The organism is Streptomyces sp. NPDC001492, from assembly GCF_053597275.1.
Window position 1 is genome coordinate 1 of record NZ_JBSFHW010000025.1, and the last position, 25,935, is coordinate 25,935.

The window sequence follows — 25,935 nt, forward strand, 5'->3', positions numbered from 1 at the left end:
ACACCCCCCAACACACCACACACACCCCCCCCACCACCAAAAACACAGAACCCCCCACCACCACCCAGCCCCCCGCCAGCCCGCACCACTACACCACCCCACCCGAAGACCAGAAAAACAAAACAACCCCACCAAGACCCCCCACAACACCCCCCACACAAGCCGCCACAGCCCGAGCCCCCTGGCTGGTCAACCCGCACACACAGACAGACACAGCCACCACACCCCAGCACTCGCACCGAACGTCCACCCGACAAACAACCGCAGCAACCACCGACCCCGCACACCTTCCCGGCCCCCCGCGTGACCACCAGCACCACCACCACTGGACCATGGAGCGGACAACGGCCCGGCCGTTCGGGCGCCGCCGTCCACACCACCGTTATGAGCACCGGGCCGGTCACTTCCTCACCTTCGCGGGCATCGCCGCCCCCCCCATCTGCACCGAACGTCTGGTCCGGTGACACCGTCGGCTCGCTGGCCGACCGCGAAAAACCGCTTGCCCGTACCCGGCCGGGTACGGAACAGCCGGGAGACGTGCATCTGTGAGATGCCGACCTCGTGCGCGATCTGCGACTGGCTCATGTGGCCGAAGAAGCGCAGCAGCAGAATCCGCTTCTCCCGCCAAGGCAAGTCCTCCAAGAGCAGCCTGAGCGACCGAACCTCTCCCAAATCACCTATACGGCCCGCGAAGTTGAGGGCGGCTGGATACGTTGTTTCCGGCATCGCACCACTGCGTGGGGGGACAGCAGCCATGACCGGAATCGAGATCGCAGCCGGGTACGTCTTCGCCTGGGCCGTACGAAAGGTGCGCAGGGCTGCGCCGCGGGCGGACGCCGAGGTCGACCGCGCGGTCGACACCGCGATGGATCGCTTCCACGACCTGGTCGGCAGGATGCTGGGAGCCGATCCCGCGCTTGATGAGGCCGTCGAGGAGGCCCGTAGCGGAGCTGCGGAACTGAGCGACCTCACCCACCAGCGCCTCGTGTTGTCGCTCATGGCGGCGATCAAGCGCGCGCCGACCTTCGAGAACGAGCTTGCCCAAGCGGTCGCCGCGCTCCAGGAAGCCGGTGCGGGCGCACCGAGCCGGGCGGTGACGGCCAAGGGGGTGCGCTCGGTCGCCGTGGGAGGCAGCGCCGGCCTGGTCGTCACCGGGGACCGCGTCAGCCTGCCGGGCGCCGTGCCGGACGTTCCGACCGGGGACAGCCGCCCCGCGGTCCAGCATTCCGACGTGCAGGCCAGCGGCGAGCGGGCTGTCGCCGTCGCAGACGATGCCGCGCAGATCATCACGGGAGACGGTGCCGATTCGTGACCGGGCAGGAACCCCTCGCGGGCGTGCCGGAATCGACCAAGGAAGTGCAGGCTGAAGGGGATCGGGCGATCGCCGTCGGTACGAGCGCTCGAAATGTCATATCCGGTGACGACAACACGATCGTTGAGACTCTGATCGTCACCCAGCACCCCCCACCCGCTCCCCCGCCGTCGGAGGAGGAGATCGGCGCGGCGGTCGCCCGCTACGCCGGGCGGGTCGCCCAGCGATACGGCCGTCTCGATCTGGAAGTGCTCACTCCGTTGTCGGAGGAGCATCCGACGGTGGGACTGCGCGACGTGTTCGTGGCTCCGACGGTCCGCGCCGACCCGCCGTCCGTGGAACTGCCGCGGGAACTGCTGAGACGGCTTGCCGAGTCCGGGGGAGGCGACGACGGGCCCGCGCTGCCGCTCGGGGTCGACGAAAGCGCGATCGCCCGGATCCAAGACTCGTACCTGCGGCGCCCCGCGCTGGAGGTACTGAAGGTCTTGGCCGCACCGGCAAGCCGCCTCCTGGTGCTGCTCGGCGACCCCGGGGCCGGGAAGTCGACGCTCGTGCGGTACCTCGCACTCGCGTTGACCCAGGGCCGGGAAGAGGGGCCGCTCGATGGGCTGGCGGACCACGTACCGCTCCTGGTGGAGCTGCGCCAGTATGCCGAGGAGCGATGGCAGTGCAGCTCCTTCGAGGACTTCCTGGCCCATCTATACGACGACTTTGCCCTCTCCGTACCACCCGCTGTGGCGAACGAACTGCTCCTGAACGGGCGGGCGTTGGTGGTCTTCGACGGGCTCGACGAGCTCTTCGACCGCAAGGTGCGCGACGACGCCGTGCAACGTATCGCCGCCTTCGCCACGCGCTGGCCGATGGCTCGCATCGTGGTGACCTCTCGCACCATCGGCTACCGCCGCGTCCCCTTGGAGACGGCTGGCTTCGCCCATTTCATGCTCCAGGACCTGGACGAGGACCGGATCGGCGAGTTCATCCGCTGCTGGTATCGGGTCGCGTGTCCTGGCAACCCCAAGCAGGCCGAAGAGTTGGTGGAGCGGATCGACTCGGCCCTCCGGGCCTCGGGGCCACTGCGCGAGATGGCGGGCAACCCGCTCCTGCTGACCGTGCTGGCCATCGTGGGCCGACGGCAGCAACTTCCCAGCAAGCGGCACCGGTTATACGAACACGCGGTCACCGTTCTGGTCTCGGAGTGGGACCGTACGGCCAAGCAACTCAACATGCCCCTGCCCGCCACGGTCTCCGAGGTACCGGATCTACTCGGACCGGACGAACGTCTTGAGCTGCTAAGGCTGCTGGCACGCACCATGCAGGAGGGGCAGGAAGGCATCGCGGGCAATCACATCGCCCGCGACTCCCTCATCGCGGTATTCCGCGACTACTTGCGATCGCCGCAGTTCGAACTTTCCGCCGTACACGCCGGGACGGTGGCCCGTGCCATGGTCTCCCAACTCCACGAGCGCAACTTCATCCTCAGTCACTATGGGGGCGAGGTATACGGGTTCGTTCACCGTGTCTTCCTGGAGTACCTGGCCGCCGCCGACATCGCCTACCGGTACAAGGACGACCGGGAGTGGACTCCCGAGGAACTGGTCGCCCAGGTCATCGCCCCGCGCGCCTGCGATCCGTCCTGGCACGAGGTGCTCCTCCTGCTAATGGGGCAGATCGGTACGCCTACGGCACGCACGGCGATCAATGGCCTGCTGGAACTGCAAGGCCGAGCGGCGGCAGGCGACGCGTCCCACGCGGCGCTGGCCCTGAGGGCCCTGGCTGAGGTCGGACATCCCGGCGATCTGTCCGCGCACAGCAGAGCAGCCGTCGACTCCGCCACCCGCGCCCTCGACGTCCGGGGCAAAAAGGGACCGCGCCTGCTCGCGGAGGCGATGCCCGCTCTCGCGTCGTTCGGCCGCAGCTGGTCGGGGCAGGGACGTTTCGTCCGGTGGTATGGCCTGAGCGGACAGTTCTCCGTCAGCGAGGAGCCGACGCTCGTCGTCGGGACACTTCGTCTGCGGGCAGCGGACTTCTCGATGCTGGCCACGCGCTCCTACTACGAGATCGATCGCGTCTGCTTCCTGTACCTGTGGGGAGAACAGCACCCGGACGACGGTGTCGTCCACGATCTGCTCGTGCACACCGCGTCGCACGATCCACTTGATCATGTCCGCTCCACCGCGCTGGAAGCGTTGGCGGAGCTGTGGCCACGGCGTGACGACGTCCGCGACCGTCTCATGACAAGTGCCGTTGAAGATCCCGCCGGGGACACCCGGTACACCGCTCTTCTACTGCTCGGAGCTACATGGCTCGACCACGCGGACGCGTGCGCACTGATCGAGCGGGCGGCGGCCGAGGACCCGAACGACTTCCACCGCATCGGCCTGTTGGAGGCCCTAGAGGCGGGGGCCGGCGAACGTGACGACGTGCGGGGATTCCTGATGCGCCGCGCACTCGACGACGACCATCCATACGTCCGTCGGGCCGCCCTGCGTGCCCTAGGCGAGCGCTGCTCGGACCGCGACGACGTCCGCGACTTCGTCATCCGCCGCATCACCGAAGCTACCACCCGCGACGACTTCGACTCAGCTGCGCATGTCCTCACCCGCTACTGGACAGGAGATCCCCAGGTGCGTGACCTGCTCCTGCGAGCAGCCGTCGGCCCCCACCGCTTCAGCGCCGTGAGCACCATCGGATACGAGTGGCCGCACGACGAGTATGTCCGCCAAGCGCTCATCAAGGCCTCCACCGACCCGGAGCCGGAGCTGCGAACAGTCGCTCTTCGACAACTCGGCAGAAGCTGGCGCGACGAGGAGGAAACGCACGAGATCATCCTGCGGCGAGCGGCGTCGGACCCCAACGACGGCGTCCGATGCACCGCCATCCGGCTGATCGACCGGACCCTCGCCACGGACGGCGCCTACGCCGTCCTCATGACAGTTGCGGGTGAAGCGGAGGGCGACGCCCGAGGAGATGCATTGATACAGCTGGCGCTGCACTGGCCCGACTTTCCGGACGTCCGGGACCTGTTGCTGCGCAGCATCACCGCCGGGAACCTGTCGGCGTACACCAGCGCAAAGCTGCTCAAGGCGCTGCAGACCAACTGGCCCGACCGCGAGGACGTCCACGCGCTGCTCCTGCGGATGGCCGACCACCCGGAGGAGCACGCTCGAGCCGCCTTCATCGACGTACTGGGGGACGCATGGCCCGACAGCGACGACGTTCTCGCCGTGCTCCTGCGTGTGGCTCAGTATCCGGAGAACATTTATGGCGCCCGCCGTTCCGCACTGCGGCTGCTGACCAGGCGCTGGTTCGACCGTGACGAGGTCCGCGAGGTCGTCGTCCGTGCCGCGGTCGACGCCGATGCGCCCTATTCGGCGTCCGTGGTGGTCTACGTGGTCGCCGATAAGTGGTTCTGGCATGACCGCGCCGTGGCTCTCCTGCTCCAGGCCGCTGCCCATCATCCAGACAAACAGACCCGGCTCCATGCCGTGGAGACGCTCGGCATGCGCCGACCGGACGACCCAGACGTCCGTGCCGTGTTTCTGGTACTCGCCACAGACGACTCGGACCCGCGCGTGAGATTCACCGCCCTGACGCGCTGGGTGCTCCACGCCCCTGACGACGAAGCCCGTGCACTTGCGGTCACCCGTGCATACGCCGATCCCGACGCCGAGACCCGCCGCATGCTCCACCACATGCTCGCCATGAGCTGGCCGACCCACTCGGACACCCTCAGCGCGCTCCAGGACCGGGCGGCCCACGACCCAGACGAAGAGACCCGCGCCCGCGCCGCCCGGCTCCGGGGACAGCTCGTCCAGTAACACACATTGCGGCCTTGGGGTACGGACGGCGGGAACCCAGCTGAGGGCATCACCAGGGATGCGGGCAGGGTGGCAGTTGCCGGGGAAGGATGTCCGGCTGCCTTGAGTCAGCGAACGCGGGGTGATGTTTGATCTGTTTGCCGGGCGCGCCGGACACCGTACTCGATACGAAGATCACAACCGTCTGGCATCTTCGAAAGGGAGCCTCGTGCGTTCCACCCGCGCCGTACACACCGCGGCCGCCGCGCTGTTCGCGCTCACCGCCCTGCTCACCCCCGACCACCGCCCACGCCGCCGACCCCCGCGATACCGTCGCCCTGCCCGTCCGCGACGCCCTGACCGCACTCCCCGTCCACGATGAGGACCGCACCGGCTACGAACGCAGCAAGTTCCGGCACTGGATCGACGCCGACCGCGACGGCTGCAACACCCGTCAGGAAGTACTGAAATCCGAAGCCGTGATCGCTCCGGAGCAGGGTCCCAACTGCGCCTTGACCGGAGGCGAGTGGTACTCGCCGTACGACGACACCTACTTCACCACCGCCCGCGCCCTCGACATCGACCACCTGGTCCCGCTCGCCGAGGCCTGGGACTCCGGCGCCTCCGCCTGGACGGCCAAGGAGCGCGAGGCCTACGCCAACGACCTCGGGGATCCCCGCGCGCTGATCGCGGTCTCCGCCACCTCCAACCGCTCGAAGGCCGACCAGGACCCGGCCACCTGGCAGCCTCCCGCCGCCGACTACCGCTGCACCTACGCCACCGACTGGGTGACCGTCAAAACCCGCTGGGGCCTGGCCACCGACCCCGCCGAACACACCGCGCTCACAGACATGGCACGGTGCGGTGCCGGGTGGTGCCCACCTCGACCTCGGCGAGCAGCGGCGTGACCACCCGGTGGCCCCCGTCGGGCAGCGCCTCCCGGATGCCTGCGGCGAGCGCACGGCTGACGGCGGTGCGCTGGCTGCTGTCCAGCTGTGCTGTCTGGGTGAGGGTGCCGTCCGGGAGCCGGACGATGAGGTAGGCGGGGCGGGCCGGGGAGCCCGCGATCTCCGTGTCCACGGTGTCGACATGCCACTGGCGAAGCGCCGTTATTCGGAAGCTGCAGTATTCCCCTGGCGGTCGGCGTGTTTGCTGCAGAGAGGGGGAGATCCTTCGCCTGGGGCACGCCTGGGACCGGGCGATCGAGACCGGGCTGAAGGTGAGCGGCGTGGGACGAAGTACCACTTCACCCCGGACGGCAAGGTGCTCCCGGTCGCGGTCGGCGAGAGCGGTCGGGTGATGTGGATCGGCCTTGGCGGCCAGCGGAGCAGCCAGTATCGGCGATATTAGTTTTGCACTGTGAGAGGACCCTGCGATGAGGGGATCGCCGAAGTCCCGTGGCATTCACGGACGTGTCATCAGCCAGGTAAAAGGCCAAGGGCATCGCTGAGTGCACCGAGTGGGATCATCACTCTTCTCGTCGTTGTGAACTGGGGGCCCCTGCCAGATAGGTGGAGCGCTCACTCCGAGTAAGAGCTCGGTGGACGGCTTGATAGATCTTCTTCATGGCGGAGAGCGGATCCGGAAGCGAGACGTCCCACAGGCGGATTTTGCCGTCGTCGCTGCCGCTGGCGAGGGTGCGACCGTTGGGGCTGAACGCCACCGTCTCCACGGTGGCCGTATCCCCGGTCAGCGTGGTGCGCAGGCCGCCGGTTGCAACATCCCACAGCCGGATTTTGCCGTCGTCGCTGCCGCTGGCGAGAGTGCGACCATTTGGACTGAACGCCACCGACTGCACGCCCGTGTGTCCGGTCAGGGTCGTGTGCAGCTTTCCGGTTGCGGTTTCCCACAGCCGGACCTTGCCGTCGTCACTGCCGCTGCCGCCGGCGAGGGTGCGCCCGTCCGGGCTGAACGCCACCGAATGCACGAAGACGTCGGCGGCAATGGGGGTGCGCAGTTTGCCGGTTGCGGTTTCCCACAGGAGGGCTCCGTAGTCGCTGCTGGTGGCGAGGGTGCGGCCGTTGGGGCTGAACGCCACCGACTCCACCGTGGCTGTATCCCCGGTCAGGGTGGTGCGCAGCTTGCCGGTTGCAACGTCCCACAGCCGAGCTTCCCCGTCAGACCCGCCGCTGGCGAGAGTGCGGCCGTTGGGGCTGAACGCCACCGACTCCACTCCGTTGGTGTGCCCGGGCAGGGTGGCGGGCGGTGCGCCGGTCGCGGTGTCCCACAGCCGGATTGTGTCGTCGTCGCTGCCACTGGCGAGGGTGCGGCCGTCCGGACTGAACGCCACCGACTCCACGATGTCTCGGTGCCCGCTCAGAGTGGCTCGCAGCTTTCCGGTTGCGGTTTCCCAGAGCCGGACCTTGCCGTCGTCATTTCCGCTGGCGAGGGTGCGGCCGTCCGGACTGAATGCCACCGACTCCGCCCCGCCCGTGTGTCCGGTCAGGGTGGTGCGCAGCTTGCCGGTTGCAACGTCCCACAGCCGGGCCTCGTTCTGGCTACTGCTGACGAGAGTATGGCCGTTCGGACTGAACGACATTGACAAATTGATTTGGTCGGCAATGGTCGTGCGCAGTTTGCCGGTTGCTGCATCCCACAGCCCGATCCCGTGGACGGTCCCGCTGGCGAGGGTGCGGCCGTCCGGGCTGAATGCCACCGACTGCACCCCGCCCGTGTGTCCGGTCAGGGTGGTGCGCAGCTTGCCGGTTGCAACATCCCACAGCCGGACCTTTCCGTCGTCGCTGTCGCTGTTGCTGTCGTCGATGCCGCTGCCGCTGGCGAGGGTGTGGCCGTCTGGGCTGAACGCCACCGACTGCGCCCTGCCGATGCGACCCGTCAGGGTGGCGCGCAGCATGCCGGTTGCGGTTTCCCACAGCCGGACCTTCCCGTCGTCGCTGCCGCTGGCGAGGGTGTGGCCGTCCGGACTGAAGGCCACCGAATCCACCGCACCAGCGTGCGCGGTCAGGATGATGCGCAGTCTGCCGGTTGCCGTATCCCACAGCCGGATTGTCTTGTCGTAGCTGCCGCTGGCGAGGGTGTGGCCGTCCGGACTGAACGTCACCGACTCCACGATGTCCCTGTGCCCGGTCAGGCGGTGCTGGAGTGGCAAAGCTGCGGCGGCGAACAGGCTGGCGGTGGCTTCATTTGTTGGGCTGGTCCGGTATGCCTGGACCGCTAGGAGTGCGGCCAAGTCGGGGTTGTTCTCCAGCCGAGTGGATGACTGGGCGGCAAGCTGGCGGGAAAGCGCCATCTTCTGTGCGGTGAGTGCCTGTTGCTGTCGCTGCTCGCTGGCCCTGTACTGCTGCCATGCGATCAGTCCCGCGGTGAGGGAGAGCACGAGCAGGATCGACAGGGTGACTGTGAAATGGCGCAAGCGTCGGGTAGTGCGGCTGGCTGCTTCTTCTTCGCGAAGTCGGGCTGTGGTGCTGCAGGTGAGGAAGTCGTGCTCCACCGACGTGAGGTCGCTCTCGACGTCTGTATGGAGGAAGGTCTCTTCGGCTGCGGTGAGCCGGGTGCCGCGATACAGCGCGCCGGGGTCACGATTGAGGTCGTCCCACGTCCGTGCGGCCTCGGTGAGTTGACGGTGAAGCCGCAGGCGGTCGCGTGCTTCGTTGATCCATGTCTGCAGCCGGGGCCACGCGGTGATCAGGGCTTCGTGGGCCAGGTCGACGGTGTCGTGCTCAAGGGTGAGCAGGCGGGCGCGGACAAGGCGCTCGAGGACCTTGGCGGTGTCGTTGGTGTCACCGAACTCGAGTTCCCCCCGTGGCGTGGGCCGCCGGGTGTCGGGGGTTCCCTCGCCGGGGGTGATGAGGCGCAGCACGATGCGGCGGGCGAGGGCAGCCTGCGACGCGGTCAGATGAGCGTGGACATCTTCGGCGGTGCGGGCAATGGCGCCGTGGAGACCGCCGGCCGCCTCGTATGCCTCCTGGGTGAGGGCGCGGCCTGTGCGGCGGTGCCAGGTTTCGAGCAGGGCGTGAGACATCAGCGGCAGCGCGCCGGGTTCGCCGTCCACCTCGTTGAGAAGGCGCGCGGTCAGGGGGCGTTCGACGATGAGCCCGGTCGTCTGCGCGGGTTTGACGATGGCCTCGCGCAGTTCGTCCCGTGTCATAGGGCCGGCCAGCACGGTGGCGTCCTGTAGTGCGGTGGTCAGTCCGGGGTGTTCGGCGCAGCGCCCGAGAAAGTCGGCCCGCACGGCGATGATGACCCGCAGTCGGCTGTCGGGGGCGATCGCGGCCAGGAGGCGGTCGATGAAGTGGTCGCGTTCCGCCGGATCGTTGCAGAGGGTGTACAGCTCTTCGAACTGATCCACGATTAACCATGTGTCGCCATCGGCATCTGCGGGCACCAGGCGCTGCTCATGGGTTTGCAGGGGACGGTCACCAGGAGTGAGAACCCGCAGAGCGGCTGGTCGCTGGCCCGCCGATTCGAGTTGTTGGAGGCGGGGAATGAGGCCGGCGCGCAGTAGCGAGGACTTGCCGCTGCCGGAGGGGCCGAAAACGGCGGTGAAGCGGCGGGATTGCGCGAGGTGGAGCAGCCGGTCGGTGAGCTGGTCCCGGCCGAAGAATCGATCGGCGTCGGCGGGTTCAAAGCGGGCCAGGCCCCGGTACGGCGGTTCGACGTCGTCAAGGTCGCTGCGTGGTTCGGCCGCCACCTCCGCGGCCGTCTCACGCCACCGAGCCTCCCACTGTGCTTCGTTGCCGCCGCAGGCGCGTACGTAGGCGAGCACAACCGGCAACGTCGGCAGTCGTTCACCCCCTGCGGCCTGTGACAGGGTGCTCGCCCCCTGACCGGATCGATCTGCCATCACCCGGTACGTCGGACTGTCGGCCTCCGCCCGCAGCTTGCGCAAATCTGCGGCAAAGCGCGCGACCGGACCCGCGCTCGGCTCCAAGGGGCTCTCGCGACGTCCGGCCATCGGCTGCTACCTCTCCCGTCCCGCCTCCCCCGTTGGACGCGGCGCGATCGCCGCACGCTATGCACGCCCGTGACAAGAGGGCAAGTTGCAGGCTCCTTCTTTGGCCAGTGACGTGGCGCCATGTCCGTGACCTGCATGGCCACCAATGATCAGGGTGGCGAAGGCGGCTGCCCATTCAATTCCCGGGCCGCTGAACTCGGTGCTGCACCACGCTCGCCGCACCGCCCCCGGTACCGGCGTTCGGCTCGCTGCCGATCGTCGCGGAGGGCTGGAGCGGTGCAGCAGCCCACCATCGCCGGAGTAATCAGAAGGAGCCAAAGGAAGATGAGCGTTCACAAGGGAGCAGTACTCGCCGCCACGGTCCTGGCACTTGGCGGATCCCTCGCGTCCGGGCCCGTGGCCGGTGCGGCGGCCGGCGGTGACCAGTCCGCCCGGCAGCCTGGTTCGGCCGGCGCAGCAGCCGTTGCCCGTGCTTGGCCGCTGCATGGGGCCGAGGGTAAGTCCGTCGCGGTGACGGTCAAGGAGGGGCCCGATCGAGTCGGGGCGGCCCCGCGCGGCGTCCCCGCCGCAGCCGCGGCCCGCAAGTGGCACTACAAGAGCGTCCGCGCGACGTTCTGCGTACTGAACAAGAAGCCGTACTGGGGTGGTCCCAAGAGCACCGCGTCCTGCGGCACCGGCTACGCCAGCCTCGCCGGCGAGGTCGCCTACAACGGCAAGTACGTGTGGGGACAGTGGATCGACTGCCAGCACAAGGCCATCACCCACACCAAGATCACCGTCGACTGGTGCGGCACGTGGAACAACGGCGGCCGCGGCGCCGGCGTCCACTTCATGGACCTCGGGCTGAACGGCACCTTCGAATCACCCGCCATGAGCAACACGACCGCAGGGCACGCCGGCTCTACTGCGACGCCACCCGCACCACCCAACCGCCGCCCCCTCCCGCATCCTCCGGCCTTGGTCGGCGTCGGCCTCGTCGCGGGATGCTCGACCCGGGGTTCCTCCGCACCGCTCATTCCAGCGGAGCTCTCAACCAGAGCCTGATCGCCCGCAGTGTCGGCTGCAGCCTCTCAACCGTCCAAAACGCTCTGGAAGAAGCCGGGATCCCAGCCACACCACGCCCCGAACCGCTCAGCCTTCGCATCACCCGCGAGGAACTCGAGCACGCCTACGTGCACCGACGCCTCAGCATCCCCGACATCGCCGAACAGTTCGGTCTCGACAAGCACCGCCTCAACCTGCTGGCCAAGAAGTGGGGCATCGAGATCCGCCCGAACAGCGCCACCAGCAACCCGTTCGCGCTCCTGCGGGACGCACCGGCCCTGTCCGAGTCGATGGCGGCCATCAGCAACGTCCGCAACTGCGTCGAGCGCCTCAGACGCCTGGTCCGACTGCCCGGCCAACGAAACCTCTGCTCGGCCGCCAGGAGCCTCGGAACGCTACCGGCGACGCTCACGCATCAGCTCCATGCCCTGGAAAGGGCCGCAGGCGTTCAGCTGATCGAACGGACCAGCCCCCTTGCAGCCACTCTCGCGGGCGCCGCTCTCATCCACGAAGCAGCGCACCTGCTCAGCCTCTTGGACGCAGCGCAATCCTCCGTCACCTGACCGGCGGCTCGACCAGCATCACGACGCGGTCCGCCTCGACGTCGAACCCGAGGACGGGACGACTCCCGTCACCGCCCTCGGTATCCATCAGCACCGGCTTGCCCAACCGGCGACCGATCGCGGCGAGGAATTCGCACAGGGCATCGAGTGGCTCCTGCCCCTGAATCTCCCGCAGGTCGACGTCGAAGTCGATCTCCTCTGCTGCATAGAACCGAAAGATCGCCAACATGTCTTGCACCGGCCGAACCTCCAGATGAGGCTGCTCGGCGTCGGCCGGGCGCGACAGCACGGCCCTTGCCGGAGGCAGCGGCAGCGCTGTCGAGCCCTCGCGGTACTGAAACGCCCAGCCCCGCTCCACCACGAGGTCGAGGACCGCCTGCCAGTCCCTCTCCGAGGCGTTGGGCACCCACACGTCCGGCAGCGACCCCATCACATCGGGGTCGAAGAACCATCTCACGTCGTCCCACAGCAGTTCAGCCACCGCCCAATCCTGCCTCCCCAGTGCACCCTGACCCACCGGTTTTCACGTCCGCCGCGGACTGCGGCGCCCGCAGCGGCCTGAGGTCGTCCAAAGCCGTTCGACAGTCCCTCGCCGCAGATGGCAGGCTCCCGCCGCATGGAGCTACTCGACGTCCTGACGGAACTTGCCCGGTCGGGGCAGCTGGGTCCGGTCGCGAACGGCGCCGCTTGGGGCGCGGTCACCGACGCGCTCGGCGAGCCCTTTGAAGTGGTCGTCGGGAAGCGTCGGTCGTGGCCGCGTCTGTTCGCCTACGGCGACCTTGAGCTGAGCGTCTGCCGCTGCCAGAAGATCATCCTGATCTGCCTCCAGACCTGGCGAGACACCGTTGAACTCCCCGCGGGGCTGGTCGAGAAGCGGTCGTTCACCAGCCACCCGAAGTACGCCGAGGTGATCGAAGCTCTCGGCCGCGTCGGTTGCGCCTGGCAGCCATATACGCCCCTGACCTTCGGCAACCAGAGCGCCATCCAGGCCACCCCCTCTGGCGTCGTCTTCGTCTTCGACATCCCGGAAGGGGAAGACCCCATCCTCAACGTCGCTGGCCCCCAGCCCCACCACCACGACTGTCCGGCCGCCACCCGCAACAGCGGGATGCCAGGATGTCCGGGTGGTCAGCGCTGAAGAGTGGATTCGAATCCGTCGCAGCCTGCGGTTCGGGCAAAGGTTCCGAGGGACGGTGACGGCAGTCCCGAGACCGGGTGCGATCGGGATCTTCGTCGACATCGGTCTTCCGGTCGGAGGGTTCGTCGATGTTCTGCTTCTGCCGACGGTCGCAGAACGCTGGCCAGGCAAAGGAACCGAGGCCGAATTCGAGGTCTGGTGGGCCGATCAACGACAGCAAGTGCGACTCAAGCCAGTTGACTCGCAGTTCCTGCGTGACGACTTCGCCCACTGGCAGGCGGACTGGCGGCCCGGCTGGCCAGAAGACGTGCCGGTGGACAAGGCATGGGTCGATGCGGCGGCGACGTATCTACGGGGGACTGGCGTGATCGACGAGACACTGCGCTCAGCAGGCTGGCGGCCGGGACGGCACGTCTCGACGGACCACTGGCGCGAGACGCTCGAGAAGACCGGCCTGGTCCGCATGCACGATGCCGCCGAAACCTTCGTGGCGGAGTTCGGTGGCCTGGACGTCCAGATCAGCGGCCCAGGGATCACCTGCGCCAAGACCCCCTTCAACTTCGACCCGGACAACCTCATCGGCGAGGAAGACCGCTTCGCCGACTGGAGTCACACCATCGGGCGCGCCATCTTCCCCCTCGGCGAACTCGATGAGGGCAGATTCCTCCTCGGCATCGACGAGAACAGCGAGATCTACCTAGTCGAGACCTGGCTGGCTACGTTCGGCTCTGCCCAGGACGCGCTGGAGAAGCTCGTCCTGGGCATCGCCCCGGAGCGGATCGAGACTGCCGACTGAACAGCCCCAGCCGGACCGGGCTCCACTCCGACGATGCTTCCCGGCGGGCCACGCGATTGCTAAAGATCAGCCGATCGGCACATTGCTTGCTAACGCGACGCGGAATCCACAGTCTCAGCAGGACCTCCTGCTAACGAAGCGGCCGAACCTACAGGAGCTGTACGGGCGACTCCAGACGTCAACATGCGGTCGTGCTCACCGACGGCAACAACGAGCCCGCCGACGCGCCGCCCGCCTTCACCCAGCTCCGCAAGAAACTGACCGACACCAGCAAACCGGTCCGCGTATTCACCATCGCCTATGGCAAGGACGCCGACACCAAGACCGATCCCGACTCCTGCCACGACGCCAGCAAGACCTGCCGGACGTATCTGGAGGAGATCACCGAACTCAGCCACGCCCGCACCTTTAACGCCCGCGACCCCAAGACCATCTCGAACATCCTGACCAACGTCATCTCCAACTTCTGACCCGCCCCTGGACGGTCATGCCCGCGTGCCGTGGCGCGGGTACGGAGCCCGGCGCAGGACGGCTTGGCCGAGAAGAACGCGGTCCGCTACACGGACTCCGCATGGGCGCTGCTGCAGCAGCCCCGGCTGGGCTCCCCCGTCCAGCTGGGGCTTTCGTGCCGACGGCCGACGCTGCCCGGTCAAGAAACACCCTGGTCGTTGGCCGCGGCCATCAACGCCTGCTCGGCTCAGCTGAGGTGGAGGGCGGTCAGGGCGGTGGTCCAGTCGGTGACGATCGCCTTCTGCGCGGCCGCGAGAAGGGCGAGTAGGCATGCCCCGCGCCTCACGGTGTTGCGCGACGCGCTGGATGAGCATGACGGCGTCACTGTTGTTGATGACGTGGTGCTGTGAAAGAACCCCTGCGGCCGCAGGCCGCAGGGGGCGACGGTGAAGTACCGGCGGACGTCCTCCGACCTGCGGCGGAACCGGCGGATCCAGCCACGGACGGTGTCCTCCGCCAAGCCCAGATGGGCGGCGACCTGGCGATGCCCCATCCCGAGAGCCGCTATCTCCAGCCCGGCCCCGATCACCTCGGCCGCATCCATCCGCCGCGGCCACATCATCTCCGGCAGCAGCACGTGCGTGACCTGGCAACCCGTACAACGCGAGCGACGAGGACGTACGAACAGGCGGGACCCGAGATCACCACGAATCTCCCGCGGCTGGCCGTGTCCCCACGGCGCGAGCACGGCACCGCACGACGGGCACGTCAACTCACCGGCCCGCAGCTGGCGTTCCACGAGCACGACGTCGGTGTCGACGATGAGCACCCTGCACGTCCACCTCGTGCACACCGTGTCGTCGTGCACGAAGCAAGATCAGACTGCCCATCAAGATCAGCACTTATGTCCACCGTGACTGTCGCCGACCTGCCCCTTCGTGCTCATACAGAGAGTCGTCCAACAGCCGGGAACGCCGAGCCCGTCCGCGCGGACATCCCGAGCCCGCGCAAGATCACCGGCTGGATCATGCGGCCCCGCGCCACGCTCACCGATCATCAGGAGGAACAGCTCCTCCAAGTCCGCCTGGCCTGCGCGGACATCACCCGGGCCTGTGACCTCGCCCGCGCCTTCCACAACGAGCGGAGCCGGTTCGGCCAGCAATAGTGTTGACCGCTTCACGAGCTGCGTCGTGCGAGAGGTAGCCGACGTCCGACATGTAGTACTTCAGGACGGCGCAGGCGGCCGCTGGGTCGTCGATGCGGGAGAGGCCGCGCAGAGCGGCTCCGCGCAGGCCCCTAATGAGCGTGTCACCCAGTATTTTCGGATCCGGACGCTCAACGATCCGGCATAGGGCGTTGACGGTGCGTGGGTCGCACAGTCGCGCGATGCCGTCGACCGCGTGCAGGGCGGCCTCCGTGTCGTCCTCGACGGCGATGGCCGTCAGGGTGTCGAGGTCGGCTATGTCTGCGCATTGGGCGAGCAGCGACACCACGTCGGTGCGGAGCTGGCCCTCGGCGGTGGCGAGCAGAAGACGCAGGGCAGGGCGGACGGTGGCTCCGAGGTTCCTGAGGGCTTGCAGTGCGGCTGCCTGGACGTCTGGGCTGCGATCGGTGGCGGCTTGCGTGAGCGACTCAACTGCTTGGGGCGAGCCTGGCAGCTTGCCGAGAGCCTCGGCCGCGCGTAGCCGGATCGACTCGACCGGTTCACCGAGTGCTTCCCTCAGTGCCGGTTCGGATTCGGCGGTGCCCAGTTGGCCGAGCGCCCAGGCCGCGCGGGCCCGGAGGCGCCCGGGGGTGTCTGGGGCGGTGAGCAGTCCGATCAGGGGTGCCGTGGCGGGCAGGTGCCTAAGGTGGCCTAGGGCGTCCACGGCGGCGATCTGCACAGGTAGGGTCGTGGCGTTGGTGAGCAGGTCGAGGAGCTTGGGCGCCGCCCGCCGGTCGCCGAGCAGGCCCAGTGCCGTGGCCGCGCCACGCTGCTGTTGGTTCGTTCCGTCGGTGAGCAGGGTCAACAGCCGAGCTGCGGGCGACGGTTGCACAGCAGCCAGCGCGTGTGCCACGTCCTCAAGAATCTCGCGGTCGGTCAGTGCTCCTATTAGCGCCGCCATGGCTTCGTGGCCACCGATCCGGGCGATCGCGTAGGCCGCCGCGCGCCGCACGGAGGGGGCAGGGTCCTCGCTCAATCGGATCCGCAGGGCGGGCACGACTTCGGGGTCGCCCTTCGCGCCGAGGCCGAGGCAGACGCTGCGGCGCACAGCCGGGTCGGCGTTTGTAACCAACCACCGCAGGTGCCGGAACCCGTGCGGGGTGCTGGAGAAGACCTCTGCGATCGCCTCGCAGATCCGCTGGTCCGGGTCGCCCAAGGCGGCTTCAGCGAAGGTGGGGCGGCCGTAGCCTGGCGCGCTGGTGAGGTCGAGCTGGCGCAGGGCCTCGGCAGCGGCCCGGCGCAGTTCCGACGGCATCGTGCTCGTACCGATCAGGAAGTCCAGTGCCGCTGCCGCCCGTGGGGAGCCCAACTGGCCGAGCGTGCGCACCGCCTCGGTTCCGAGGCCATCGTCTCGGGAACTGTCGGCCCTGGGTAGCAGGTCCCACAGCACTGCGAGGAGGCCCGGGACTGCGCTGGTGTCTCCGATGCTGGCGAGAGCACCCAGTACCTCCCGCCAGTGGGGTGTGTAGGGGACCAGCATGTCGAGCAGTGGCTGTACTGCGCGTGGATCACCGATGTCACCGAGCGCCCGCACCGCCGCCTTACAGGGTGAGCCGCCACGGCGCAGGACGGCGATGAGGTCGGGTACGGCGCGGCGCTCACCCAACTGTCCAAGGCACCGGGCGACGGCCTCGACGATCAGTGGGTGTTCGGCCGGGTCCTGCAGGCACCTCAGCAGGGCGTCCGCCGCTGTCGGGCCGCCGATGTCGGCAAGGAATTCCACCGCGTATTGCGCGGTGTGTCTGTCGGCGCGTTCGAGGGTCCGGCAGAGGCCGTCGATATCCTGATGGAGCCTCATCAGTGCGACCTCGGCCTGCGGCACGACGATGATTCTCCGACAGCCGGCTCCGGAGACCGTACGGGATGTGGGCCTGCTGCTCGGGCTCACCGGTCCTCCCCTGACAGCGCGACGTAGAGGGGAGTGCCGATGAGGACTCTGACGGGTCGACCGTTGGGATCCTGCGTCGTCCCCACCAGGAGGCGCCGAGCGAGGAATTCACATTCCTGGCTCGGCCCCGTGATCTGATCGGCGCAGCCAATGACCTGCCGCAGTGAATCCTGGTCGGAAGGACGGGCACGCCGAGTGAGGGGAGGGTTCGCTTCCTGGACCTGGTGGCGGTCGTCCCATTCCGCCTGGTCCCGTTCGAGGAGGGTGAAGAGGGTCGGAAGCATCGAGCCGGAGTAGCCGATCGGGACCGCCTCGGGAGCCACCCCGGATCCGATGAGGTGGTGTGCCGACCCGATCAGGGCGATCACTGTGCCCTGCCACGCACCGGTGAATAACAGCAGCCCTGTCGACTCGCCGCCGAAGATCATGGATCGGAGCCCGAGCCTCCCGCGGAACCAGACAGAGGGCTCCTCCAACCCTGATACATCCTCGTCCCGTTCAATTGCGCGCTCGACGACGGCCAACCGCTGATACCTGGTGGCTTCGGGCGGCGCTGCGGTCTGGACGGTCATACTGACGAGCTTCAAGTCAATCTTGAACTCGGCCGCGAGCCGGGACAACCGCTTGGGAGGAATCTGTCCGAGGAGCAGGTCGAGCTTGGCGTCCGAGACATAGACGTAATAACGCATACTGCAGAACCCCCCTGCTGCCGTGCCGACGCTCGCCTCCCTTCCCGGAGTCGGGACGCTTACTCTCGGCTCTAAGTCGACTTTCTCGATCGGTACGCCGTTGATGCTGGCTTCGGACGGACAAAGCCCCGTTCTCATGCACTCCGTCCGGTGGGCTGCGCCAACTCGAGTGCCCAGCAACACTAGCCCCACAAGGGCACCTTCGACTCACTGAGACGATGTGCCTGCCCACCCTGCACGGACTGCCTGGGGAAGGAAGCCGAGCAACTCTGAGGCTGCCCCGAGCATCTGGTGGGGAGATTCAGATATCGCCATCAACGTGTGGCCGCAGGCGGAATGACCGCGGCGGCGCTGGGCGCCTACATCGTCTTCGAGGACGAGGCCGGGTTCTCGATGACCCCGCCGCGCGCCCGCACCTGGGGCCGACGCGGGCAGACACCCGTGGTGCGGGTGCGGGGCCGCTCCTGGCGCCGCTGGTCGATCGCCGCCATGTGCTGCTACCGGCCAGGAGAACCCTCCCGGCTGATCTACCGGCCGCGCCGCCACCGCAAGCACAAAGGCAAGGGACGCGACACCTTCGCCTGGAGCGACTACCCGCGACCTGGTCGTGCGCGCGCACCTCCAGCTCAAGGCCCCCATCGTCTTGATCTGGGACAATCTCAACACCCACCGGCAGCCGGGATGCGCGACTACGCGGACGACCACGACTGGCTCACCATCGCCCAACTCCCCTCCTACGCATCTGACTTGAACCCGGTCGAGGGTGTCTGGTCACTGTTACGGCGCGGCCCACTGGCCACCACCGCCTTCATTGACGATGACCACCTCGAACGCACCCTCCGCCGGGGGCTTCGCCACATTCAGCTCCGCCCCGACCTCATCGACGGCTGCCTTGCCGGCACCGGACTCAGCCTCACCCACGACGCGACAACAACCCGAAGAAGTCAGTAGGCGCCGATGAAGTGATCGACTACACGGCGGTCGACTTCACCGACGCGGTCCGTGACATCGACGTCGTGCTCGACACGATTGGCGGCGACACCGTCGAGCGGTCCCTTGGAGTGCTCCGCCCTGGCGGTCACCTGGTGACGGCAACCGCCGAAGTATCGCGGTCGACCCCGACCGGGTCGCCCTGCGCGGTCTCGTCGACCTCGTCGAACAGGGAAAGCTCCGGGTCCACGTGCAGGAGGAGTTCCCGTTCGAGCGCGTCGCCGACGCGCACCGACTGCTCGACGGCGGTCACCTCCAGGGCATGCTCGTCCTCACCGTCTGATCCCATCGTGAGGCCGCGCGTGATAGAGGCCTCGCTGAGATGCCCTCTGAGCCCCACGGGCCTCTCCGGCCTTTCGTCTCAATGAACCGAGTCGATCCGTCTCATCAAGCTCAGTCCACGCAGGTCACCGTCATGCAGATGACTAACTTCGTTGAGGCAGGACACCTGCGTTCGGAACGACGCGGCTCCCAGCGATCCTACCCAAGAGCGCGTCGGGTGATTACGGCGTAATCACCCGACTGCGAGCTGCACCTGAGACCTCGCGGCTCAAGGGCACTCAGGGCGCAGCTGCATGCAAACGACAGGTGACCAGGTCCGCGAGAGCGAACGGTCATCGCCCCGCTAACTTGAGCCCCGGTGGCCCCAGGTGTTGTTGTCCATTGTCATCGAAGTCAGTCCGTAGGAAGACGCTGGTCTGCACGGACTAACTTCGATGTCAACCCACTCGTAAGGCATCTGCCGCGTTCGGAGTCCTGGTGCCACACAGTGACTCCAACTTGGCGGCTCGCAGCCCTGCTTCGCTATCTGGCTCCATAGCGGGCTCAACGCACCCCCACCGTTCTGTTGCAGCGTCAGCTCACGTGGCTCGAAACAGGCGTACTGAACAGGACATTATGGAGAGGATCAGCTGGAGCGCTAGAGATTGAGGAGATCAGCGGCGTTCAGCGCGAGTCCGGGTTCGATCTCGGCGAGCCGAGTGACGACACGGTCCTCCACCCAGACATTGCTCGCGAGCACACGGGCCAGCAGGCGTCGGGCGTCATCAGGTTCGAGGACAGCGACCAGACGTTGGAGGGCTTCCTGTCGTGCCCACGGCCATGGCTGCCGGGACCGGGTGGCCTCCTCGGCTTGGTCTGCCACGCGTCGGGCTCGGCCCCGCTCGCCAACGGCCGTCAGCGCTCGCACGAGATCCACAAGCCCGTCCGCGTTCCTGTGGGGGTTGACATCCGAACGGATCAGGCGTTCCGCTTCGTCGACCATCGCACGAGCGTGCCCGATCTCGCCAACCTCTGCCCACGTGTTCGCGACAAGCGGGAGAAGGATCCGACGATAGCCGGTATCCGCCCGAGCTGACTCCGCGGCCTGATGCGCGAGGTCACGGGCTCGCTCGATCTCGCCGATGGCTGCCAGGGTCGTGGCCAGCTGGGCAAGTACCCGCGCGCGCATGACTGGGTCGGAGCTGGCGAGCCGTACGGCATCGTCGGCGATTACGCGAACCTGGTTCATCTGACGGAGCGCGACTCGTGCGCGCGCCACGTCGACGAGAGCCTGGGCCGCATAGTGCCCGTCGGTGTTACCACGGGCTGCGCTTTCCATCTCATCGGCCAGACTGCCCGCGTGAGCGATCTCGCCGGTCTCGGCCATGGTGTGTACAAGTACGGAACGCAACCGGGCAAGGCCGAGCGGGAGAGCCGCTTTGCGGGCGAGTGCCTCTGCCCGATCCGGGCGACCGGTGCGAACCAGCACTGGTACGAGTTCGGCGAGGATACGTACCCGCCTGTCCCTGTCCTCGACCGAGTAGACAAGATTCTCGGCCGATTTGAGACGGCCGACGGTGGCGAGTGCCGGCAGCAGCTCGGCCAGAACACGCTCCCGGAAGTAGGGGTGCTCGATGTCGCCGGCATCATGTTCAGTTCGCTCGGCGAGCTCGCGGGCCCGCTCGATCTCGCCGGTGCTGGCCAACCCGCGTGCCACCTCAGCGTGGAGAAGTGTGCGCAGGTACGGGTCGGTGCCCGATCTGACGATTCGTTCGGCTTCGCCCGCGAGTTCCTGAGCCCGTGCGACCTCACCGGCGGTGGCCAGCGCATGCGCCACTTCGGCCAACGCCGCCGCCCGGCTGCCCGGCTGCCTGATACTCCGGGCGACCCGTTCGGCCCTCTCGGCGACATCAAGTGCTCGATCCAGAGACCCGATTGCTGTCGAAGTCCGCATAAGCTCGCCGAGCGCGTGAACCTGCACGTCTCCGTACAGAGCCGGGTCATCGTAGGAATGAGCGACCCGCTCGATCTGCTGTACGAGGCCCTGGGCAGGTTCCAGCTCGCACGCCGTGATCCGCCGCGAAACCAGCTCGCCGAGCATGTCCACACGGATGGACGGCGCGGTGATGGAAGACGCGATCAGCTCCGCGCGGTCGATATCGCCAGCGGCCGTCAGTGCGCGCACCAGCTCGACCAGCACGCTCGCCTGCCGCGCGGAGTTCTGCGCGTACCACCGCTGCGAACCTTCTTGTGGCGGTAGGTGACCCAGCGCACGGGCGAGTTGCTCCGCGGCCTCGGCATCGCCGGCCACCGCACGTGCTCGTGCCAGTTCGTTGTACGCGTCGTCGCGGTACACGGGCTCAGCGATGGATCCGATGATCCCCTCAAGTCGTACGGCGGCGGCGTGGGCTCGGACGGTCGCCCCGACCGCAGCCCATGCGCGGGCGGACTGCGCGAGCATTCCCACCTGCAGATAGGCGTCGCTGACGGTCCGGGTATTCCGGTCGAGGAGCTCGGCGAGCCCCTGTGCGCGCTCCGTATCACCGGCGCAGACCAGCGCCAGGCACGCCTCGGCAAGCGCGTCGTGCCGCCGATGGAGATCTGTGACGGACCGGGCCGCACGCTCGGCCTGCCGGGCGACTTCGCCGGCCCGGGCGGCCTCCCCGCTGGCAGCCAGCTCCCGGGCCAGCACAACGAGTGCCTCCATCTGCCGGTACGGATCCGTGATGGCACCGGCCAGCACGTCCGCCCGGTCCGCCCGGCCGCAAGCAGCCCATGCGCGCGGCAGGCCGACCGGGAGGTGGACGTTCCGGTTGTTGAGCCGCTGACGCTCCATCGCAAGTGCGAGGAGACGACGGAGGTCGGAACGCTCATGCCCGACCACCATGCCGAGTGCGGTAGCGGTCTCGGTGAGCGCGAACATGTCCCCGCCGGTGATGTCCAGGATGCGGTCGTGTCGGCGTATGTCAGCCGCGTATCCGATGGCCCTGGAATCGTCGCCGGTCTCCTGCAGGAGCCGGAAGTAGTCACCCAGCAGGTATTCGGGGGTCTCTGGCGGCCATCCGCGCTCTCGGTAACTGTCCGCCCAGCCGTGCAGGCGGTCGCGGTAGGCGGCAAGTCCCGGCTCGCCGAGCCGTTCGAGTGCAATCTCGGAGAGTTCCTCGTGCGCGAGCACATAGACAGTCTCGCCGTGCCACCGGCTGAGCCGCGCGGCGAACGAACGCCCGCTTCCCTCCCGCAACTGCTGACCGATCTCCGCCACTGATCGCCCGGTGAGCTCGGCCAGGTCTGTGGTGCTCAACCCGCTTCCGGCCGCGGTGACGAGCCCGAGCAGATCCCGCTCGACCGGCGTGCCGTCCAGCAGGCGGCTCAGCTCACGCAGCGCCTCGTGCCGGATGACCTGCGCATACTGCGAGGGCTGGAGTTCGCGGACCACACCAGGGTCACGCAGGGGATGCCCGTCAGGGACGTCGGCGGGCAACGGTGGGGCGGGACGGCCGGACACGATGATTCGCATCCCGGCCGGCAGACGTGGCGGTAGCAGTGCGGCGATGCTGTGCGTGTCGGGGCCAAAGGTGATGCCTCGATCCTCGTCGAGGCCGTCGACGACCAGTATCAGACGCTCCCCCTGTTCGCGGCTGACCTCCGCGGCCGCATGCAGCAAGCGCAGCAGATCGCCGTAACGGGTGGCGGCTGTCGAGTGCGGCAACGGCTGACCGGCGATCTCCGCCAACTGCACCAGCAGCACGTCGACGAAGGCGACGTGATCGCTCTGCCCGGCGAAACGAGCCGTGACGAAGAACGACACCGGTCGGACGCCTGCCGGTGGATCCAGCACGAAACGAGCCAGCAGTGCCGACTTGCCCGACCAGGCCGGCGCCTGCCACCAGGCCAGTGCGGGTCCCTCCGGGGCGGTACAGAAATCGGCGAGTTCCGACAGCTCGGCGTCGCGACCGTGCAGGACGTCCGGTGCGATCAACTCGACCTGATACCGGTAGCCGGACCGCGGCGGGGAGCTGGCCGCCTGCTGTACGAGGGTGAAGCTCTCGATTGCCAGGTACCCGGTATTGGCCAGCCCGCCCTCGCTGGCGGTAGCAGCGCCTGTATGGCTCACCTGCGCCTGCCCGGCGGTCCCTGGGCCGGGGCCGACGTAGCCGGATACGGCTGTGGCGCCGTCGCGGGCGGTGGCATCGCCAGTGTCTGTGGCGGCTACCCCTGGCTCTGATGTTGCGGCCGCGGTCTCGGGACCGATGCAGGGGTCTCCGTCCGCGGCGGGGTGACGTTTAGGCCATCTCACCATTGGATAGAGATCCTCCCGCACGCTACGGCCGTCCCGGCCCGGTCAGCTGTAGTCGATACCCGTGTTTGCGCTGCTACCGGACCCGTCTGCGGTGGCGTCGCCGGTTCGCTCCGCTCGAACGGGCCCGCTCCCGGCATCTTGCGGGCGCCGCACGCCGGTGGACGCCTGGCCTCCACCTGTAGCCTTGGCCTTTCCGGTGTCGGCCACCACGATTCCAGCCTGCCGCGGGGCGGCCGGGGGCTGTATCAGCGCCCACACCAGGGCGGCGATACCGGTGGCGCCCTGGACTGAGGCGGCAACCAGTTGACCGGTGTCAGGGGTGTCCAGCAGCCAGAAGAACGGCGTCGATGCGGTCAGCACGACGGCGGCAACCATGATCGTGATTTTCCTAGGTCGCGACACCCCACTCGCCCTTCCCAGCCGACATATATCCATTCTCAGCGTATGGGATGAACCTCACTGGCGGCACAGGACGCCTTTACGCAACTACCGGATCTCCACGCGCTGTTGAACTCATCGTCCCACCACCCGGCGCTGCCACCTCCGTCCGGAGTGGGGTGGCCTACTGATCCAGTGGGGCCGGTGGCCCGGGCTCGGCCGCGAGCGAAATCAGCTGGATCGCCCCAGAGCACGCCCCGGCGATGTGGCGCACTGGGTCGGCGCAGGCCCGGCGTGTCACCTCGAACGCTCCGCCATCGCGCGGCGCGATGCACTCGTCGGCGCGGACGTCGACGACCACGGCCGGACCGTCCGCGCGGCGCACGACGAAGTCCGGGGCATGGTGACGCTCATGCGAACCGTCGTGCGAGAGCAGCCAGAACGGCTAGGAAGCGATCCATACCACGGTGTCGACGTCCATGAGCACAAGATGGTCCCGCTCCAGCCACGACTCGAAGCAGACATGCCGCCCGGTCGTCGCCGACCAACATAGGCCACTACCGATACCAGCACGGGGAGCCGCTCGAGGACCCCAAGTGCACGCCGGGCGCGATCTCCCCAGCCGTCACGCAGGCGAACCTGAAGTCGACGATCTGCCGCAAGGGCGGCTACACCTCCGGCATCCGCCCGTCCGAGTCCGTGGCCCGTAAGGAGAAGCGGCTGAACGCAGCCTCCTACCGCTACACCCGCCGCATGGGTGATGCTCAATTCCATCACCTGGTCAGCCTTCAGCTCGGCGGCGACCCGAACGACTACCGCAACCTGTGGGTAGAACCCGCCGACCCCAGCCACCGCTCGGGCTCCGGCGTCAACAACAAGAAGGATCCTGTGGAGACGAAGCTGCACACCGCGGTCTGCAAGGGCCAGGTCGCGCTCGCGGCCGCGCAGAACGCGATCGTCACCGACTGAACCACCGCCCTGACCACCCTCCACCTTGGCTGACACGATCAGAAGGAGGATGACGAACGTCATCTCCAAACTTCTGACCCCCACGCCCGATCCGCGGGCGGCCCGGCACCAGCACGCCGCGGGCGGCCCGCACACCGGATTCGGATTCGGGCCACTCGGGCCGGCGCCCGAGGGAGAGTGTCCTCCTGTACCGCCGCGAGCGGGCCGACGATGTCGATGACTGCGTACTTCCACTGGACGAACTGTTCGGCTCTGCTGCTACAGAGCCGGGCACACCTCTGAGCCAAAGGGTTCGCCACGTAGAGGAGCCAAACCTTCCGCCGACTCGTCGAAGTTGGCAACCACCTTCGACTTAGAGGGCGTCTGATCAATGTTCAGGCTGTTGTGGCCGTCATGTCCGTTTCGATTCGCCAGGTTGGCGTGGATTCTCCCGTCAGTTCGCGGGACATTTTGTTAGCCATCGCCCAGTCGATCATTGCTCGGGATCTCTGAGGCAGGCCTTCATAGTCCCGCGCCGGGCGGCGGTGCTGCATCAGCCGGCCGAAGGTCCGCTCGATCACCCACCGCTTCGGCAGGGGTTCGAACCCCCTCGTCCGAGGTCGCTGCACCACCTCCACGTCGATACCGAGGCGGGCGCCGTGGTTGAAGATGCTGTTCTGGTATCCGCCGTCGGCCCAGACCTTCGAGACACTGGGGTAGTTCGCGGCCACGTCGTCGAGCAGGAGCTTGCCGCCGGTGGTGTCGTGCACGTTCGCGGCGGTGATGAGGACAGCCAGCACGAGACCGAGCGTGTCTGTGATCAGGCGCCGTTTGCGTCCTTTGATCTTCTTGCCGACGTCGATGCCCTGGCTGGTCTCGGCCACGTTTGCCGAGGTCTTCACGCTCTGGGCATCGACCACAGCAGCAGTTGGTTCGGAGCTGCGGCCGTGGGCTCGGCGGGCCTTGTCACGTAACAGGTCGTGGACCCGCTGGGTCGTGCCGTCTGCTTCCCACTTGGCGTAGTAGTCGTAGACGGTCTTGTACGGCGGGAAGTCGTGCGGCAGGTACTCCCACGGGATGCCGGTGCGGTTGACGTAGGGAATCGCGTTGACGATCTCGCGCAGGTCGTGCACTCGGGGCGCCGTACCTGGTCCTGTCCGTCTCGCCCGCCAGGCGGTAAAGACCGGCTCGATCAGGGCCCAGCGGGCATCGGACACATCACTGCGGTACGGACGGCGAACACTCACGCCCGGTGCAACGAC

The 25,935-nt window shown here is 67.8% G+C and carries 18 protein-coding genes and 3 pseudogenes; 11 read left to right on the forward strand and 10 right to left on the reverse strand.

Features of this window, described 5'->3' with window-relative positions; translation table 11 throughout:
- Nucleotides 1-525 precede the first annotated feature (525 nt).
- Nucleotides 526-657 (reverse strand): annotated as a pseudogene (locus ACWC1K_RS28875) (sigma factor-like helix-turn-helix DNA-binding protein); the annotation flags it as partial.
- 97 nt (nt 658-754) lie between these two features.
- Here ACWC1K_RS28875 and ACWC1K_RS28880 point away from each other — a divergent pair.
- From ACWC1K_RS28880 to ACWC1K_RS28890, 3 genes are all read left to right on the forward strand, one after another.
- Nucleotides 755-1,312 (forward strand): hypothetical protein, encoded by a 558-nt coding sequence (locus ACWC1K_RS28880; RefSeq protein ID WP_450835594.1) that lies wholly within the window; start codon nt 755-757, stop codon nt 1,310-1,312.
- Nucleotides 1,309-5,130 carry a HEAT repeat domain-containing protein gene (locus tag ACWC1K_RS28885; RefSeq protein WP_450835596.1) on the forward strand — a complete coding sequence of 1,274 codons (3,822 nt, stop codon included), beginning with the start codon at nt 1,309-1,311 and terminating at the stop codon, nt 5,128-5,130. Before ACWC1K_RS28880 ends, ACWC1K_RS28885 begins: the two co-directional genes overlap by 4 nt.
- A gap of 491 nt (nt 5,131-5,621) precedes the next feature.
- On the forward strand, nt 5,622-6,017 hold the full coding sequence (locus tag ACWC1K_RS28890) for an HNH endonuclease family protein (RefSeq protein WP_450835598.1): 396 nt from the start codon (nt 5,622-5,624) through the stop codon (nt 6,015-6,017).
- On the opposite strand, the gene ACWC1K_RS28895 is transcribed toward ACWC1K_RS28890, so the two are convergent.
- Both ACWC1K_RS28895 and ACWC1K_RS28900 read right to left on the reverse strand, forming a co-directional pair.
- Nucleotides 5,953-6,189 carry a hypothetical protein gene (locus tag ACWC1K_RS28895; protein WP_450835600.1) on the reverse strand — a complete coding sequence of 79 codons (237 nt, stop codon included), beginning with the start codon at nt 6,187-6,189 and terminating at the stop codon, nt 5,953-5,955. The two genes, ACWC1K_RS28890 and ACWC1K_RS28895, sit on opposite strands and share 65 nt — an antisense overlap.
- A 388-nt stretch (nt 6,190-6,577) precedes the next feature.
- The gene (locus tag ACWC1K_RS28900; RefSeq protein ID WP_450835602.1) at nt 6,578-10,024 is read right to left on the reverse strand and encodes an nSTAND1 domain-containing NTPase; all 3,447 of its coding nucleotides are present in this window, start codon (nt 10,022-10,024) and stop codon (nt 6,578-6,580) included.
- Between the two features lie 324 nt (nt 10,025-10,348).
- Here ACWC1K_RS28900 and ACWC1K_RS28905 point away from each other — a divergent pair, with 324 nt between their 5' ends.
- The gene (locus ACWC1K_RS28905; protein WP_450835604.1) at nt 10,349-11,068 is read left to right on the forward strand and encodes a hypothetical protein; all 720 of its coding nucleotides are present in this window, start codon (nt 10,349-10,351) and stop codon (nt 11,066-11,068) included.
- Entirely contained in the window at nt 11,008-11,631 is a 624-nt protein-coding gene (locus ACWC1K_RS28910; protein WP_450835606.1) for a helix-turn-helix domain-containing protein, read from the forward strand. Before ACWC1K_RS28905 ends, ACWC1K_RS28910 begins: the two co-directional genes overlap by 61 nt.
- Here ACWC1K_RS28910 and ACWC1K_RS28915 read toward each other — a convergent pair.
- On the reverse strand, nt 11,624-12,112 hold the full coding sequence (locus ACWC1K_RS28915; protein WP_450835608.1) for a hypothetical protein: 489 nt from the start codon (nt 12,110-12,112) through the stop codon (nt 11,624-11,626). The genes ACWC1K_RS28910 and ACWC1K_RS28915 overlap by 8 nt on opposite strands.
- Nucleotides 12,113-12,247: 135 nt before the next feature.
- On the opposite strand from ACWC1K_RS28915, the gene ACWC1K_RS28920 reads away from it, so the two are divergent.
- The 3 genes from ACWC1K_RS28920 to ACWC1K_RS28930 all read left to right on the forward strand — a co-directional run bounded on the left by ACWC1K_RS28920 (nt 12,248) and on the right by ACWC1K_RS28930 (nt 14,035).
- Nucleotides 12,248-12,769: a hypothetical protein gene (locus ACWC1K_RS28920; RefSeq protein ID WP_450835610.1), complete on the forward strand. Its 522-nt coding sequence runs from the start codon at nt 12,248-12,250 to the stop codon at nt 12,767-12,769.
- Nucleotides 12,770-12,824: 55 nt separating this feature from the next.
- Complete coding sequence (locus tag ACWC1K_RS28925; RefSeq protein ID WP_450835612.1) at nt 12,825-13,565, forward strand: SUKH-3 domain-containing protein; 741 nt, start codon at nt 12,825-12,827, stop codon at nt 13,563-13,565.
- Between the two features lie 191 nt (nt 13,566-13,756).
- Entirely contained in the window at nt 13,757-14,035 is a 279-nt protein-coding gene (locus ACWC1K_RS28930; protein WP_450835614.1) for a hypothetical protein, read from the forward strand.
- Between the two features lie 227 nt (nt 14,036-14,262).
- Here ACWC1K_RS28930 and ACWC1K_RS28935 read toward each other — a convergent pair whose 3' ends face one another.
- The 3 genes from ACWC1K_RS28935 to ACWC1K_RS28945 form a co-directional block, all read right to left on the reverse strand.
- Nucleotides 14,263-14,844: a DUF6431 domain-containing protein gene (locus ACWC1K_RS28935; RefSeq protein WP_450835615.1), complete on the reverse strand. Its 582-nt coding sequence runs from the start codon at nt 14,842-14,844 to the stop codon at nt 14,263-14,265.
- Between the two features lie 271 nt (nt 14,845-15,115).
- Nucleotides 15,116-17,017, reverse strand: a complete 1,902-nt coding sequence (locus ACWC1K_RS28940) for a HEAT repeat domain-containing protein (RefSeq protein WP_450835617.1) — start codon at nt 17,015-17,017, stop codon at nt 15,116-15,118.
- 86 nt (nt 17,018-17,103) lie between these two features.
- Nucleotides 17,104-17,934 carry a DUF7019 family protein gene (locus ACWC1K_RS28945; protein WP_450835619.1) on the reverse strand — a complete coding sequence of 277 codons (831 nt, stop codon included), beginning with the start codon at nt 17,932-17,934 and terminating at the stop codon, nt 17,104-17,106.
- A 144-nt stretch (nt 17,935-18,078) separates the two neighbouring features.
- Here ACWC1K_RS28945 and ACWC1K_RS28950 point away from each other — a divergent pair.
- Nucleotides 18,079-18,747: pseudogene (locus ACWC1K_RS28950) on the forward strand (transposase); the annotation flags it as partial.
- Nucleotides 18,747-19,069: pseudogene (locus ACWC1K_RS28955) on the forward strand (zinc-binding dehydrogenase); the annotation flags it as partial. The pseudogenes ACWC1K_RS28950 and ACWC1K_RS28955, both read left to right, overlap by 1 nt.
- 636 nt (nt 19,070-19,705) lie before the next feature.
- On the opposite strand, the gene ACWC1K_RS28960 reads toward ACWC1K_RS28955, so the two are convergent.
- The gene (locus ACWC1K_RS28960; RefSeq protein ID WP_450835620.1) at nt 19,706-23,161 is read right to left on the reverse strand and encodes a hypothetical protein; all 3,456 of its coding nucleotides are present in this window, start codon (nt 23,159-23,161) and stop codon (nt 19,706-19,708) included.
- Nucleotides 23,162-23,389: 228 nt separating this feature from the next.
- Nucleotides 23,390-23,722, reverse strand: a complete 333-nt coding sequence (locus tag ACWC1K_RS28965; RefSeq protein WP_450835622.1) for a hypothetical protein — start codon at nt 23,720-23,722, stop codon at nt 23,390-23,392.
- A 756-nt stretch (nt 23,723-24,478) separates the two neighbouring features.
- Between ACWC1K_RS28965 and ACWC1K_RS28970 the strand changes: the two genes are divergently transcribed.
- Nucleotides 24,479-24,694 carry a hypothetical protein gene (locus tag ACWC1K_RS28970; RefSeq protein ID WP_450835624.1) on the forward strand — a complete coding sequence of 72 codons (216 nt, stop codon included), beginning with the start codon at nt 24,479-24,481 and terminating at the stop codon, nt 24,692-24,694.
- 374 nt (nt 24,695-25,068) lie between these two features.
- Here ACWC1K_RS28970 and ACWC1K_RS28975 read toward each other — a convergent pair whose 3' ends face one another.
- On the reverse strand, nt 25,069-25,920 hold the full coding sequence (locus ACWC1K_RS28975; RefSeq protein WP_450835626.1) for an IS5 family transposase: 852 nt from the start codon (nt 25,918-25,920) through the stop codon (nt 25,069-25,071).
- Nucleotides 25,921-25,935 lie beyond the last annotated feature (15 nt).

Excerpts from the sequence above, each read along its gene's own strand:
- ACWC1K_RS28880 (WP_450835594.1), top strand. The coding sequence starts at position 755 with ATGACCGGAATCGAGATCGCAGCCGGGTACGTCTTCGCCTGGGCCGTA.
- ACWC1K_RS28900 (WP_450835602.1), bottom strand. The coding sequence starts at position 10,024 with ATGGCCGGACGTCGCGAGAGCCCCTTGGAGCCGAGCGCGGGTCCGGTC.
- ACWC1K_RS28905 (WP_450835604.1), top strand. The coding sequence starts at position 10,349 with ATGAGCGTTCACAAGGGAGCAGTACTCGCCGCCACGGTCCTGGCACTT.
- ACWC1K_RS28910 (WP_450835606.1), top strand. The coding sequence starts at position 11,008 with ATGCTCGACCCGGGGTTCCTCCGCACCGCTCATTCCAGCGGAGCTCTC.
- ACWC1K_RS28920 (WP_450835610.1), top strand. The coding sequence starts at position 12,248 with ATGGAGCTACTCGACGTCCTGACGGAACTTGCCCGGTCGGGGCAGCTG.
- ACWC1K_RS28940 (WP_450835617.1), bottom strand. The coding sequence starts at position 17,017 with ATGAGGCTCCATCAGGATATCGACGGCCTCTGCCGGACCCTCGAACGC.
- ACWC1K_RS28945 (WP_450835619.1), bottom strand. The coding sequence starts at position 17,934 with ATGAGAACGGGGCTTTGTCCGTCCGAAGCCAGCATCAACGGCGTACCG.
- ACWC1K_RS28965 (WP_450835622.1), bottom strand. The coding sequence starts at position 23,722 with ATGGTTGCCGCCGTCGTGCTGACCGCATCGACGCCGTTCTTCTGGCTG.
- ACWC1K_RS28970 (WP_450835624.1), top strand. The coding sequence starts at position 24,479 with ATGGGTGATGCTCAATTCCATCACCTGGTCAGCCTTCAGCTCGGCGGC.